The organism is Celeribacter halophilus (assembly GCF_900114135.1).
In the GTDB taxonomy this organism is placed as follows: Bacteria; Pseudomonadota; Alphaproteobacteria; order Rhodobacterales; family Rhodobacteraceae; genus Celeribacter; species Celeribacter halophilus.
This window is the reverse complement of sequence record NZ_FORY01000006.1, coordinates 22,033-35,844: the sequence shown is the minus strand read 5'-3', so window position 1 is coordinate 35,844 and position 13,812 is coordinate 22,033. Positions and strand designations below refer to the sequence as shown.

Genomic DNA, 13,812 nt, shown 5'->3' with positions numbered 1-13,812 from the left:
AATGGACGCGCCCGATCCCACTTTGCGCCCTGACCGCCAGCCGGAGGACACCGACCGCGCCCTGCGTCCGCAGGTCTTGGAAGAGTTCATCGGTCAGCAGGAGGCGCGTGCCAACCTGCGCGTGTTCATCGAAAGCGCCAAGATGCGCGGCGAGGCGATGGACCACGTTCTGTTTCACGGCCCGCCGGGTCTGGGGAAAACCACGCTGGCGCAGATCATGGCGCGTGAACTGGGCGTGAATTTCAAGATGACCTCGGGGCCGGTTCTGGCCAAAGCGGGGGATCTGGCGGCGATTCTGACCAATCTCGAAGCCCGCGATGTGTTGTTCATCGACGAGATCCATCGGATGAATCCGGTGGTCGAAGAGGTGCTCTATCCGGCGATGGAGGATTTCGAGCTTGATCTGGTGATCGGTGAAGGCCCCGCTGCGCGCACCGTGCGGATCGAGTTGCAGCCCTTTACCCTTGTGGGTGCGACCACGCGGCTGGGGCTTTTGACCACGCCTTTGCGTGATCGTTTCGGCATCCCGACGCGGCTTCAGTTCTACACGACCGAGGAATTGCACGAGATCGTCACCCGTGGCGCACGTCTGCTGGGGATTCCGACCGATCCTGACGGGGCTTACGAGATCGCCAAACGCGCCCGAGGCACGCCGCGGATTGCGGGGCGGCTTTTGCGGCGGGTGGTGGATTTTGCCGTGGTCGAGGGCGACGGGCGGATTTCCAAACCTCTGGCCGACGGGGCTCTGACGCGTTTGGGGGTGGACCTTCTGGGCCTTGACGGTGCGGACCGGCGCTACCTGTCGATGATCGCGGAGAATTACGGCGGCGGGCCGGTCGGTGTGGAGACGCTGGCGGCGGCGCTGTCGGAGAGCCGCGATGCCATCGAGGATGTGATCGAGCCGTATCTGTTGCAGCAGGGGCTTATCCAGCGCACCCCGCGCGGGCGGATGCTGTCGCAAAAGACATGGAGGCATCTCGGGCTTGAGGCGCCAAAAGCGCCGGATCAGTCGGATCTGTTCGGCAAGTAAGCGCGGCAGGTAAGGGGGCTGGCCGGGCGGAAAGCCCGTTCGGATCAGCCCAGAAGATGTCCCATCTGCGCCACCGCAAGCCGGTAGCCGTTCACGCCGAACCCCGCCATGACCGCATCGGCCCGCATCGAGACATAAGAGTGGTGGCGGAAGGCTTCGCGCTTGTGGACCTGCGAGATATGCACCTCGATCACCGGCCCCTCAAAGGTGTTGAGCGCGTCCAGAATGGCCACGGAAGTGTGGGTATAGGCCGCCGGATTGATGACGATGCCCGCCGCTTTCTCGCGGGCCTCGTGGATCAAATCGATGATCTCGCCCTCGTGGTTCGACTGGGCAAAGACGATGTCGAGATCATGGCTCGCGGCCTCGGCGGCGCAGAGCGCTTCGACATCTTCGAGCGTCTCCTTGCCGTAAATCTCCGGCTGGCGCTTGCCCAGCAGGTTCAGGTTGGGGCCGTTCAGGATGTAGATGGTTTTGCTCATAGCTGTCTCCGGGCCGCGTGCCGCATGTCTGTTTTGCGGCCAAGCTACGCGGGGCAGGGGTTGTCGCGCAAGCCACCCTGTTGCAAAAGGAGACCTTGAGACGCGAGAGGGCCACATGAGCGACATCACACCGGAACGTATCGAGCAGTTTTTCACCCGATCAAATGGCGACTATGTCTTTGCCCGCTGGGGGCGTCCCGTTGCGCCTGTGGTGTTCGGGGTGGAGGAAGAGACCCTTGTGATCGTGAAATCCGCCATTGAGGCCTGTGTCGCCATCGCGGGGCACCGGATCGAGGAGATGGACCCTGAACTGGGCACGAACCTGATGGTGTTCTTCCTGTCCGATTGGGCGGAGCTTCTCGACGTGCCGCATATGGGGGATCTGATTCCCGAACTGGAGAGCCGCGTCGCCACGCTGCAAGAACGGAACGCGCATCAATACCGCGCCTTCCGTTTCGATGATGCCGGCGCGATCAAGGCGTGTTTCAGCTTTGTGCGCATGGGCGGTGCGATGGACGAGGTGCCCGCCGAGGTGATCGCCCTGTCGCAGGCGGTGCAGGCGATGCTGCTGTGGTCCGACAAGGAATTTACCCAAGACAGCCCGCTGGCCCAGACGGTCGAGGGCACGGTGGTGCGCCCCGATGTGGCCAATGTGCTGCGGGCGGCCTATGACCCCTTGCTGCCCGATGCGGCGCGTGATGCCGCCCATGCGCTTAGGCTCTATGCGCGGGTGATTGCGGGGTGAGCGGCTATGCGGGCCTTTGTCGGACTGCCTCTGCCGGATGATCTGACCGACCGGTTGGAGGCGCTGGCTGCGCCCTTGCGGTTCGGACGTGCGGTGCCTGCGGAAAATATGCATGTCACGCTGGCCTTTCTGGATGACCAGCCTGAAGAGCTTCTGGCCGAGTTGCACGAGGAACTGGCGTCTCTCTGCCTGCCTGCGCCGGAGATTGCGGTGGCGGGGCTGGATGTCTTCGGCGGCAACAAGCCGCGCCTGCTCTTTGCCTCTGTGAGACAAGATGACGCCCTGACCGCGCTGCGTAACAAAGTGCGTCAGGCGGCGCGTGCGGTGGGGATCGACCTGCCACATGAACGCTTTCGCCCGCATATCTCCCTGCGCCGGTTCCATCGCCTTCGCGCGGGGGAGCAGCAGGAACTGGACCATCTGATCGCGGCGCAGGGGGCTTTTGCATGGCCCGCCTTCCAGCCGCCGGAATGTGCCATGATCGGCTCCACCCTGACGCCGGAGGGCGCGCAATACGACACGCTTGCGACCTATCCGCTCGGGTGATGACCCCTGCGGCCCCGCGCCCGAGCTGCGGAAAATCGAGCGCCGGAAAATCCGGTTCAGCTTTTTCACGAAAGGCACTAGGGTTGCGCACAGAGCAACAGAGGTGCGTGGCAGATGACCCATAAATTTCCCGTCCATGTCTATTACGAAGACACCGACCTTGCAGGCATTGTCTATTACGCGAATTACCTCAAATTCATCGAACGCGCGCGCACGGAATGGGTGCGGGATCTGGGCGTGGATCAGGTGAAGCTCAAAGAGGACGAAGGCGTGGTCTTTGCCGTGCGCCGAGTCGAGGCGGACTATCTCACCCCCGCCAGATTCGATGATGATCTGGTGGTCGAAACCGCGCTGGAAGCCATGACAGGCGTGCGCATCGTGTTGACCCAAGAGGTCAAACGCGGCGAGGACCTGCTTTTTTCGGCGCAGGTGACGCTTGTGGCGCTCACTCCGACCGGCCATCCGGCGCGACTTCCGGCGGTTCTCCGCCGAAATCTGCACTGAAATCTTCGCGAAATCGCTCAAAATCCGATAATTTCACGAAACTCTCGCATCTTCGTGTTGGCGAGGGCCCTGTGGATAGGATAGAATCCTTGGTAATGATGAGAGCCGTGTAAATACGGCCAACAGGCGATTAAAAGAGCAGGTTCATGGACCAGACAACCCTTGCGATGGCGCAGGAGATCGATTTCTCCTTGCTGGCGCTTTTTATGCGCGCAACCTTCACGGTTAAAATTGTGATGATCCTTTTGATCGTGGCCTCCTTCTGGTCATGGTCGATCATCATCCAGAAATTCATCTCTTATAAAAAGGCCCGCGCAGAGGCGGCGGCTTTCGATCAGGCGTTCTGGTCGGGCGAGCCTCTCGACGAGCTTTATGACCAGATCGCAGGCGGGCCGATGAGCGCGCCAGAGCGGGTCTTTGCTGCGGGCATGACCGAGTGGCGGCGTTCTCACAAGGCCGATGGCGGGCTGATCGCCGGTGCGCAGTCGCGTATCGACCGGTCGATGGATGTGGCGATTGCCAAAGAGAGCGAAGACATGACCGCAGGCCTGTCGTTTCTGGCCACGGTGGGCTCGACCGGGCCGTTTGTCGGGCTGTTCGGCACGGTCTGGGGGATCAAGACCGCGTTTGAAGACATCGCCATGGCGCAATCCACCAACCTTGCAGTTGTGGCACCGGGGATCGCGGAGGCTTTGCTGGCCACGGCTCTGGGTCTTCTGGCGGCTATTCCGGCGGTAATTTTCTACAACAAGCTCAACGCGGACAGCGACCGTATCCTTGGTGGATACGAGGCTTTCGCAGACGAGTTTGCGACCATTCTTTCGCGCGAGCTGGATAGCTGACATGGGCGCAGGTGTCGTGCAGAAACAGCGCGGGGGCGGACGCGGCAGAGGCCGTCGTCGTCCCGCCGCGATGAGCGAGATCAACGTCACGCCCTTTGTGGATGTGATGCTGGTGCTTTTGATTATCTTCATGGTGGCCGCTCCGATGATGACCGTGGGTGTTCCGGTGGAATTGCCCGAAACGGCGGCCACGGCGTTGCCGCAAGAGGAGCAGGAGCCGCTGACCATCACGCTGACAGCGGACGGGCAGGTTTTGTTGATGGCGAATGAGACGCCGGAGGCGGACCTTGTGACCAAGCTGCGTGCCATCGCGACCGAGCGCAATGATGACAAAATCTTCCTGCGTGCCGACGGATCGGTGCCTTACGAACGTGTGGCTCAGGTGATGGGCGCGCTCAATGCGGGCGGGTTTCGCAAAATCGGTCTGGTGACGGAGCAAGGCGGGCCACGTCTCGACGGGTCCGGGAATTAAAGGGCAGGCATCGTGAACGCGGGCCAATATATCTCTGGTGCGGGCCATTTGGGGCTCATTGCCTATATGCTTTTCGGGGGGCTGTTTTTGCGCCCCGAGAGAACGGACGAGATGTCTGTGCAGGAGGTTGCCCTGATCTCCGAGTCCGAATTTGCCGCGCTGGTGGAGCAAAGCACCGCGCCGGACAATTTCGAAGAAGCCCCGCAATTGCAGGCGCCGCAGACGGAGCCCGCGCCGGAGGTGAACACGCCCGAGGAAAGCGTTGCCGAGCCAGCCGCGCCCGAAGCGCCCGCGCCGGTGGAGACGCCGGTCGAGGTGACGCCGACGCCGCCCGCGCCGCAGGTGGAGCTGGAGCTTTCGCTTGAGGATCCGGGGGCGAACCTGCCGGATATTGCCAATCAGAAACCGACCCCGCGCCCCGTGCCGCGCATCTCCGATCAGGTGGTGACCGCGCCCGAGCCGCAGCCGGAAGTCTCCGATGCGCCGGTCGAGGCCGCCAACGAGGAGGCGGAGAGCCCCGAGGTGGTTGAGGAACAGGTCGAACAGGCCGCACCGCAGGAAACCACGACCGAGATTGTGACCGAGGCGGAGAAGCCCTCCGGCATGACCTCGTCGCCGCGTCCGAAAACGCGTCCGGCCAATCTGGCAGCACAGGCGGAAGCGGCGCAGGAGCCTGTGGAACAACCCGCCACGCCCACCGAGCAACCCGCCGAGACGCCGCGCGATACATCCGATGCTGTGGCCGAGGCCGCGGCTGCTGCGGCGGCTGCGCTGGCGGCCGAGAGTGCCGCCACACCGGCCGCGCCCGCTCGCCCGACAGGTCCGCCGCTCACTGCTGGCGAGCGCGAAGGGATGCGGGTCGCCGTGTCGCAATGCTGGAACGTGGGTGCCATGTCCACCGAAGCGATGCGCACCACCATCACCGTGGGCGTGTCCATGAACGAAGACGGGACGCCGCAAAACGGCTCGATCAAGCTCTTGGGCTTTGAAGGCGGATCACAATCTGCTGCGGATCAGGCCTTTGCCGTGGCCCGACGCGCAATAATCCGCTGCGGAGCCAGCGGTTTCCCGTTGCCTGTGGAAAAATACGCCCAATGGCGCAATATCGAAATGACGTTCGATCCCGAACAGATGAGGTACAAATGAAACGCCTGACGACACTCGCCTGTGCCCTAGCTGCCGCGCTCACTGTGGGGGCTGCGCCGATGATGGCACAGGACCCGGGGCCGCTGAAACTCGACATTACCAGAGGTGTGATCGAGCCGGTGCCCCTTGCGATCCCCGATTTCATTGCGGAGACGCCGCAGGCGGCAGAATATGCCAAGCAGATCTCGGATGTGATCGCGGCCGATCTGGTGGGCACGGGGTTGTTCCGTGAAATCCCGCCCTCCGCCCATATCGCGCAGGTGACGAATTTCTCCTCCTCCGTGTCCTATGCGGACTGGAAAGCCATCAATGCGCAGGGGCTTGTGACCGGCGCTGTGGGCATGGATGCTTCCGGCAATCTGTCGGTGAAGTTCCGCGTCTTCGACATCTATGCCGAAGCGCCTCTGGGCTCCGGTCTGCAACTGGGCGGCTCGACCTCAAGCTGGCGTCGGATCGCGCATAAGGTGGCCGATGTGGTCTATGCGCGGATCACCGGCGAGGGCGGCTATTTCGACAGCCGCGTGGTCTTTGTCTCCGAGAGCGGGCCGAAGAACGACCGCAAGAAACGTCTGGCAGTGATGGATTACGACGGGGCAGGGCTCCAGTATCTCACAGACGACAGTTTCATCGTTTTCGCGCCGCGTTTCTCGCCCACCGGAGACCGTGTGCTTTATACCTCTTATGAAAACGGCACGCCGCAGATCATGATGCTGGACGTGGGCACGGTGACGCGCCGCCGCCTGCCGCTGCCTGCCGAATCCGTGACCTTCGCGCCGCGCTTCTCGCCGGACGGGCAGTCGATCGTCTACTCCATGTCCACGGGCACCAACACGGATCTCTACCGGATGGATATTGCCTCAGGACAGAACACGCGGCTGACCAACACGCCCGCGATTGAAACCGCGCCGTCCTTCTCGCCGGACGGCTCGCAGATCGTCTTCGAATCGGACCGCTCCGGCACGCAGCAGCTTTACATCATGCCCGCAGGCGGTGGTGAGGCGCGGCGGATTTCCTCGGGCAAGGGCCGCTATGGCACGCCCGTATGGTCCCCGCGCGGTGATCTTATCGCCTTTACCAAACAGAATCAGGGCCGGTTCCATATCGGTGTCATGCGCACGGACGGCTCCGAAGAACGCCTTCTGACCGCGTCCTTCCTTGACGAGGGGCCAAGCTGGTCTCCCAACGGACGGGTCATCATGTTCACCCGTGAAAGTCAGGGCGCATCGGGCGCAAGCGCGCTCTATACGGTCGATATTTCGGGCCGGAACCTCAAACGCGTGCCGACCAATGCGGGCGCATCCGATCCGGCATGGTCGCCCCTGTTGAAATAATGCGGCAACCCTCCCCAAGTCGCGGGGAGGGTGCTATAGTGTCTTAAAAGAGCAGTTTCGAGTTTCCGCAAAGGAAGAACCTCATGTCCAACATTCTGATTTCCCGCACCTCGCGTGCTGTCCTCCTGATCGCAGCCCTCGGCCTGTCGGCCTGTACCAACCCCGACCGGTTTGGTGCCGGTGGCGGGGCCAATGGCGCAGGCATGGGCGCGAATGGCGCTTTGGCAGGCTCTGCCTCCGATCCGACCTCTGTGGCCTATTTCAACCAGACGGTCGGGGATCGTGTGCTGTTCGCGATTGACCAGTCCACACTCTCTGACGAGGCGCGTGTTGTTCTGGCCGGTCAGGCCAAGTGGCTCAATGACAATCCGGCCTACACGGCGATCATCGAAGGTCACGCCGACGAGCAGGGCACCCGCGATTACAACTTTGCGCTTTCGGCGCGGCGTGCGGCCTCTGTGCAGGAATATCTGATCAGTCAGGGTGTGAACCCCTCGCGGCTCAAGACCATTCCCTACGGCAAGGAGCGCCCGCTGGCGATCTGTTCCGACGAAACCTGCTATAGCCAGAACCGCCGCGCTGTGACGGTGCTTGCGGCTGGCGCGGGCATGTAAGGAGCCGTGAAGATGAAAGCCCTCTTTCTCAGTGCTGTTCTGACGGCAGGTCTGTGCACGCCGCTATTTGCGCAGGATGCGCAGACGCTGGCCGATATCCGTCAGGAAGCGGCGGTGCTTTCGGTCGAGATCAACACGCTCAAACGCGAACTGTCCACGACCGGCGCACCCAATACGCGGATTGCGGGGGCCAGCACGCTGGAGCGGGTCGATCTGATGGAGAGCGCTCTGGCCAATCTGACGGCCAAGATCGAGGCGCTGGAATTTCGCATTGATCGCGTTGTGAAGGACGGGACCAACCAGTTGGACGATCTCAACTTCCGGCTCTGTGAGCTGGAAGCGGGCTGTGACATCGGCAACCTGCCGCCGCTCAAACCGATTGGCGGAGAGACCGGCGCGACCGATCTGGTCATTGCGGGGCCGAATAGCGAGCCTCCGATGGACGGGGGCGGTGATCTGGCTCTGTCCGAACAGGCCGATTTCGACGCGGCTCAGGCGCTGTTTGATGCAGGGAAATACACGGAGGCCGCGCAGGCCTTTGCCAATTTCGCGCAGACCTATACCGGCGGATACCTCACAAGTGACGCGCATTTCATGCGGGGCGAGGCGCTTGCGGCGGCTGGTCAGACCGCAGATGCGGCGCGCGCCTATCTCGACAGTTTCTCCGGCAATCCCGAGGGCGACCGTGCGCCGGATGCCTTGTTGCGTCTGGCGGGGGCTCTGAGCGATCTGGGGCAAACGGAAAAGGGCTGTGTCATGTATGGCGAAGTCGTCTCCCGTTTTGCAGGATCGCAAGCCGCCACTCAGGCCCAGACCGACGCATCCCTGCGCGGTTGTTCTCTGTAAAGGCCGGATGATGGAAGAAAAAGCGGCGAACCGGGCGATGCTCAGGCATTTCGTGGCCTCCGCCTTTTCTTTCGACAAACCGGACCATCTGGCCGTGGCCGTCTCTGGCGGCGGCGACAGCCTCGCACTTTTGCATCTGATGGCCGAATGGGCCGCAGAGGAACGCGTGCGCCTCGAAGCCGTCACGGTGAACCACGGGTTGCGTCCGGAGGCTGCCGAAGAGGCGAAATTCGTGGCGGAAGTGTCCGAACGTCTCAAGGTCAGACACACCACGCTCAACTGGACGGGCTACACGGGCAAGGGCAATTTGCAGGACGCCGCCCGCCGTGCGCGTTATCGGTTGATGGCCGACTGGGCCAAGGGGCGCGGGATTTCCACGATTGCACTGGCCCATACGGCGGATGATCAGGCCGAGACGTTTTTCATGCGTCTGGCGCGGGCCTCCGGCATTGACGGGCTGACGGGGATGCAGAGGCGCAGGGCCTCCGACGGGATCACCTGGGTGCGACCTCTCTTGATGCAGGAGCGGTTCGAGCTTCGGCAATATCTACGTGAATTGCGCGAACCGTGGGTGGATGATCCGTCCAATGACGACGAGGCCTATGACCGTGTGAAAGCTCGCCGCGCGATGGAGGAACTCTCCAAACTCGGCATCGACGTGCATGTGGTGGGGCGGGTGATGGACCATCTGGGACAGGTGCGTTCGGCGCTCGACTTTGCCACCCATGATCACGCGATGGACTGTGTGCGCGAGGAGCAGGGTGATCTGATCATCGACCGCCGCCGCTTTGCCGAAGGATCGCCCGAAGTGAATCGCCGTCTGGTCGCTGCCGCCCTGCGGTGGATTGCCTCGGCGGATTATGGCCCGCGCGGGATGAAGCTTCAGGAATTTCTTTCTGCCATGATGCGGGGCCGCGATGCGACGCTGCACGGCGTGCGGCTTTTGGGGGGTAAGGATGTCTTCCGGCTGACCCGCGAACATGGTGCGGTTGCCGGTGTCGTGGCCGCTCCGGATCAGGTCTGGGACGGGCGGTGGCGTCTGGAAGGTATTGAAAACAAGGGTTTCGTGATCCGCGCTCTAGGCGAAGACGGGTTGTTGCAACTGGGTGAACGCCCGAAAGACGCCCCGCCGCGCGAGACTTTGGCCGCCTCTCCGGCGGTATTTGACGGCAATACACTGATTTCCGCCCCTCTTGCCGGAATGGGGCCGGCCTCCGCACGGCTGATCCATCCGACTGGCGGATTCTACACATCGCTTTTATCGCATTGAACTTGGGCCGTGGATGCCTATCTTAGGGGGAAGCCTCACGCTATCGGCGTGACCCCTGACTATTTCGAGGAGACCCCCCTTGGGCAACGCACGTAATCTCGCCTTCTGGCTTGTGCTTCTGGTGCTCGTACTGACCCTGTTTCAGGTGCTCGGCGGCAATCAGAGCAGCATGTCGTCAGAAGTTGTTCCCTATTCCGAATTCATGTCGAAAGTGGATGACGGCACGGTTAACACCGTCGATATCGATGGCGAGAAAGTCTATTTCGTCGATTCAGACAATCGGCGCAAATATACCATCAATCCGGGTGATGATACGCTCGTTTCCGAACTGCTCGACAAAGATGTCACCGTCGAGGGCAAACCGCAGGAAGAAAGCGGCATCATGCCCTTTATCCTGTCCTTCCTGCCGATCTTCCTGATCATCGGTGTCTGGATCTATTTCATGAACCGGATGCAAGGTGGCGGCAAAGGCGGCGCGATGGGCTTTGGCAAGTCGCGGGCAAAGCTTTTGACCGAAAAGCAGGGGCGCGTGACCTTTGACGATGTCGCAGGCATCGACGAGGCCAAGGAAGAGTTGGAAGAAATCGTCGAATTCCTCCGTAATCCGCAGAAATTCTCCGCACTTGGCGGCAAAATTCCCAAAGGCGCCTTGCTGGTCGGGCCTCCGGGCACGGGTAAGACGCTTCTGGCACGTGCGATTGCGGGTGAAGCCGGTGTGCCGTTCTTCACCATTTCCGGCTCCGACTTTGTCGAGATGTTCGTGGGTGTCGGTGCCAGCCGTGTGCGCGATATGTTCGAACAGGCGAAAAAGAACGCGCCCTGTATCCTCTTTATCGACGAGATCGACGCTGTGGGCCGTGCCCGTGGGGCCGGTTACGGCGGCGGCAATGACGAGCGCGAACAGACGCTCAACCAGTTGCTGGTCGAGATGGACGGGTTCGAATCGAACGAAGGCATCATCATCGTGGCGGCGACCAACCGTCGTGACGTGCTCGACCCCGCGCTTTTGCGTCCGGGCCGGTTCGACCGTCAGATCACGGTGCCGAATCCCGACATCAAAGGCCGCGAGAAAATTCTCAACGTCCATGCGCGCAAAGTGCCGCTGGGTCCGAATGTGGACCTGCGCCTGATTGCCCGCGGGACGCCGGGGTTCTCGGGGGCCGATCTGGCCAACCTTGTGAACGAGGCCGCTTTGACAGCGGCACGGATCGGGCGGCGTCAGGTCACGATGGACGATTTTGAACATGCCAAGGACAAGGTCATGATGGGGGCCGAGCGCCGCTCCATGGTCCTGACCGACGAGCAAAAGGAAAAAACCGCCTATCACGAAGCCGGTCACGCCATCGTCGGTTTGAAACTGCCGAAATGCGATCCGGTCTATAAAGCGACGATCATTCCGCGCGGCGGGGCTCTTGGCATGGTGATGAGCCTGCCGGAGATGGACAAGCTCCAGATGTTCAAGGACGAGGCCCGTCAGCGCATCGCCATGACTATGGCGGGCAAGGCGGCGGAAATCTTCAAATACGGTGAAGAGGAAGTGTCCTCCGGCCCTGTCGGCGACATCCAGCAGGCCAGCCAGTTGGCGCGCGCGATGGTGATGCGCTACGGCATGTCGGACAAGGTCGGCAACGTGGACTATGCCGAGGCGGCCGAAGGTTATTCGGGCAATACGGCGGGCTTCTCCGTGTCGGCGCATACCAAAGAGCTGATCGAGGAAGAGGTGAAACGCTTCATCGATGAGGGCTATGCGGAGGCTTACCGGATCATTTCCGAGAATGCCGAAGAGTTCGAACGTCTGGCGCAAGGGCTTCTCGAATACGAGACGCTTACGGGCGACGAGATCAAACGTGTGATCGCGGGCCAGCCGCCGCAACCGGGCGAAGATGATGATGGTGGCGCCTCTGGCAAGAAAGAGGATGCCCCCTCGGTTACGGCCATTCCGAAGACCAAGAAAAAGCCGAAAGACGATAGTGGTCTGGAACCTGAGCCCACTGTCTGACGATCGAACTGACAGATCAAAAAAGCCGCGTCTCGATTGAGGCGCGGTTTTTCTTTGGGCCTCATGGATATGACTGCGGCCTCATGATCTTTCCCAAGCGGCGGGCACATGTTAAAGGGCAGGCAAAGAGGATATGCCGATGCTCAAACCACCGAAAGACATCCCTACTATGGCCGAGTTGCGCCAGCAGATCGACCGGATCGACCGCGACCTCGTCGCCCTTCTGGCGTTGCGTCAGGCGCATGTGGATCGGGCGATTGAACTCAAACCCGGCGAGGGGCTGCCTGCGCGGATCGAGACCCGTGTGCAGGATGTTCTGGACAAGGTCGAAGCGCAGGCGCGGGAGGCCGGTTTCACCCCCGATCTTGCGCGCCGGATGTGGGCGCTGATGGTCGAGGAAATGATTGCCCGCGAAGAACGTGTGCTGGGCAGCGATGAAGAGAATGGAGACTGAGATGACGGCCACTCTGATTGACGGCAAAGCGTTTGCGGCGTTGATCCGCGAAAAGGTTGCGACCCATGTGGCGCGGATCAAGGAGGCGCAAGGCGTGACCCCCGGTCTGGCCGTGGTGCTGGTGGGCGATGATCCGGCCTCCGAGGTCTATGTGCGCTCGAAAGGCAAGCAGACGGTCGAGGCGGGGATGAACTCCTTCGAGCACAAGCTGCCCGTGGACACCACGCAAGAGGCGCTTCTGGAGTTGATCGAGACGCTCAACGCCGACCCGAGCGTGCACGGTATTCTGGTGCAATTGCCTTTGCCCTCACATCTCGACGAGAGCCTCGTGATCAATGCGATTGATCCGGCAAAAGACGTGGACGGGTTCCATATCTCCAATGTCGGCCTTCTGGCGACGGGGCAAAAGAGCATGGTGCCCTGCACGCCTCTGGGCTGTGTGATGATGCTGCGTGACCAGTTGGGCGATCTGTCCGGCAAGGATGCGGTGGTGATCGGGCGCTCGAATATTGTCGGCAAGCCGATGGCACAGCTTTTGCTGCGTGAAAGCTGCACCGTGACCATCGCGCACAGTCGGACGAAGGATTTGCCGGAGGTGGTCAAACGCGCGGATATCGTCGTGGCCGCCGTGGGGCGTGCGAATTTCGTGCAAGGTGACTGGATCAAACCGGGTGCCACGGTGATTGATGTGGGCATCAACCGTATTCCTGCGCCGGAGCGTGGCGAAGGCAAGTCGCGCCTTGTGGGTGACGTGGATTTCGCGGCTGCCAAGGAGGTCGCGGGTGCGATCACCCCCGTGCCCGGTGGCGTGGGGCCGATGACGATTGCCTGCCTTCTGGCCAACACGCTCACGGCTTGCTGCCGCGCACATGGCTTGGCCGAGCCGGACGGTCTGACATAAGCGTAGGGTTTGCCGCCCTTCGGGGTGGTGTTCGCAAGTTTGAAACCGGTCTCCGTGTGTTTCGGGGGCCGGAGATGCGCGGAGTCCCGCGCATCATTTTTGAAGGCTATCCGCTAAAGGATGTGCCTAGACCGGAGGGGATTGCCCGTGTGTCTCAAAGTTGTGGTTTGCAAGCCACCGAAACGGGGTGTGAGTCGCGTGCCGAATGGGCGGATTCTGTTGGAATAAGGCCGAATTGCGACTTTGGAATTGACCCGATGATAAAATTTATGCTGTCTTTTCGGGGAGAGAGCGCATTACCCGTTCGGTCTATGGCCGAAAAAAGGCGGATTCTCGATATAACCTCGTGTAATCAAGAGATTGATCTCTTCTAGGGCTTTTTGAGGGTAGGTCAAATGGCCAATGCAGGGGGGTGATACACCGGTTAAACAAGCCGGGAAACCTATGCCTTTGGACAGGTGATAGGGTTTCCAATAGTTAAATATAGATTAACGGTGAGCCGTTTTCTGCTACCTTTGCTTCAATACGAGTATGTGCGGAGTTTATGTTTTGGTTGTGGGGACAACCATCTGCACAGTTGGAGAAATAGTAAGGGAGGTAGCTATGTACGAACCGAGGGGGACGGACCAA

The 13,812-nt window shown here is 61.3% G+C and carries 15 protein-coding genes; 14 read left to right on the top strand and 1 reads right to left on the bottom strand.

Translation table 11 applies throughout. The features are described from left to right. Nucleotide 1: 1 nt before the first annotated feature. On the top strand, nucleotides 2–1,030 hold the full coding sequence (gene ruvB / locus BM152_RS07590; protein WP_066607249.1) for a Holliday junction branch migration DNA helicase RuvB: 1,029 nt from the start codon (nucleotides 2–4) through the stop codon (nucleotides 1,028–1,030). Nucleotides 1,031–1,074: 44 nt separating this feature from the next. On the opposite strand, the gene aroQ is transcribed toward ruvB, so the two are convergent. Beyond that, complete coding sequence (gene aroQ, locus BM152_RS07585; RefSeq protein ID WP_066607253.1) at nucleotides 1,075–1,512, bottom strand: type II 3-dehydroquinate dehydratase; 438 nt, start codon at nucleotides 1,510–1,512, stop codon at nucleotides 1,075–1,077. Between the two features lie 115 nt (nucleotides 1,513–1,627). Here aroQ and BM152_RS07580 point away from each other — a divergent pair, with 115 nt between their 5' ends. The 13 genes from BM152_RS07580 to folD all read left to right on the top strand — a co-directional run bounded on the left by BM152_RS07580 (nucleotide 1,628) and on the right by folD (nucleotide 13,182). After that, the gene (locus BM152_RS07580) at nucleotides 1,628–2,257 is read left to right on the top strand and encodes a hypothetical protein (protein WP_066607256.1); all 630 of its coding nucleotides are present in this window, start codon (nucleotides 1,628–1,630) and stop codon (nucleotides 2,255–2,257) included. A 6-nt stretch (nucleotides 2,258–2,263) separates the two neighbouring features. Then, nucleotides 2,264–2,803 carry an RNA 2',3'-cyclic phosphodiesterase gene (gene thpR / locus BM152_RS07575; RefSeq protein ID WP_066607259.1) on the top strand — a complete coding sequence of 180 codons (540 nt, stop codon included), beginning with the start codon at nucleotides 2,264–2,266 and terminating at the stop codon, nucleotides 2,801–2,803. 114 nt (nucleotides 2,804–2,917) lie between these two features. Beyond that, nucleotides 2,918–3,307: a tol-pal system-associated acyl-CoA thioesterase gene (ybgC, locus tag BM152_RS07570; RefSeq protein WP_066607267.1), complete on the top strand. Its 390-nt coding sequence runs from the start codon at nucleotides 2,918–2,920 to the stop codon at nucleotides 3,305–3,307. Between the two features lie 146 nt (nucleotides 3,308–3,453). After that, complete coding sequence (gene tolQ / locus BM152_RS07565; protein ID WP_066607270.1) at nucleotides 3,454–4,149, top strand: protein TolQ; 696 nt, start codon at nucleotides 3,454–3,456, stop codon at nucleotides 4,147–4,149. 1 nt (nucleotide 4,150) lies between these two features. Further along, the gene (gene tolR, locus BM152_RS07560; RefSeq protein ID WP_066607272.1) at nucleotides 4,151–4,621 is read left to right on the top strand and encodes a protein TolR; all 471 of its coding nucleotides are present in this window, start codon (nucleotides 4,151–4,153) and stop codon (nucleotides 4,619–4,621) included. Nucleotides 4,622–4,633: 12 nt separating this feature from the next. After that, a complete protein-coding gene (locus tag BM152_RS07555; RefSeq protein ID WP_066607276.1) occupies nucleotides 4,634–5,767 on the top strand; it encodes a hypothetical protein in 1,134 nt (377 codons plus the stop codon). Beyond that, on the top strand, nucleotides 5,764–7,098 hold the full coding sequence (gene tolB / locus BM152_RS07550) for a Tol-Pal system beta propeller repeat protein TolB (RefSeq protein ID WP_066607278.1): 1,335 nt from the start codon (nucleotides 5,764–5,766) through the stop codon (nucleotides 7,096–7,098). The genes BM152_RS07555 and tolB overlap by 4 nt, the downstream gene beginning before the upstream one ends. Nucleotides 7,099–7,181: 83 nt before the next feature. After that, nucleotides 7,182–7,712: a peptidoglycan-associated lipoprotein Pal gene (gene pal / locus BM152_RS07545; RefSeq protein ID WP_082715436.1), complete on the top strand. Its 531-nt coding sequence runs from the start codon at nucleotides 7,182–7,184 to the stop codon at nucleotides 7,710–7,712. Between the two features lie 12 nt (nucleotides 7,713–7,724). Further along, nucleotides 7,725–8,558, top strand: a complete 834-nt coding sequence (ybgF, locus tag BM152_RS07540; protein WP_066607280.1) for a tol-pal system protein YbgF — start codon at nucleotides 7,725–7,727, stop codon at nucleotides 8,556–8,558. Between the two features lie 7 nt (nucleotides 8,559–8,565). Further along, nucleotides 8,566–9,828 (top strand): tRNA lysidine(34) synthetase TilS, encoded by a 1,263-nt coding sequence (tilS, locus tag BM152_RS07535; protein ID WP_158527953.1) that lies wholly within the window; start codon nucleotides 8,566–8,568, stop codon nucleotides 9,826–9,828. A 79-nt stretch (nucleotides 9,829–9,907) separates the two neighbouring features. Continuing rightward, complete coding sequence (ftsH, locus tag BM152_RS07530; RefSeq protein WP_066607283.1) at nucleotides 9,908–11,827, top strand: ATP-dependent zinc metalloprotease FtsH; 1,920 nt, start codon at nucleotides 9,908–9,910, stop codon at nucleotides 11,825–11,827. A 139-nt stretch (nucleotides 11,828–11,966) separates the two neighbouring features. Further along, entirely contained in the window at nucleotides 11,967–12,281 is a 315-nt protein-coding gene (locus BM152_RS07525) for a chorismate mutase (RefSeq protein WP_331711577.1), read from the top strand. A 1-nt stretch (nucleotide 12,282) separates the two neighbouring features. Continuing rightward, nucleotides 12,283–13,182 (top strand): bifunctional methylenetetrahydrofolate dehydrogenase/methenyltetrahydrofolate cyclohydrolase FolD, encoded by a 900-nt coding sequence (folD, locus tag BM152_RS07520; protein ID WP_066607290.1) that lies wholly within the window; start codon nucleotides 12,283–12,285, stop codon nucleotides 13,180–13,182. The last annotated feature ends 630 nt before the right edge of the window (nucleotides 13,183–13,812 follow it).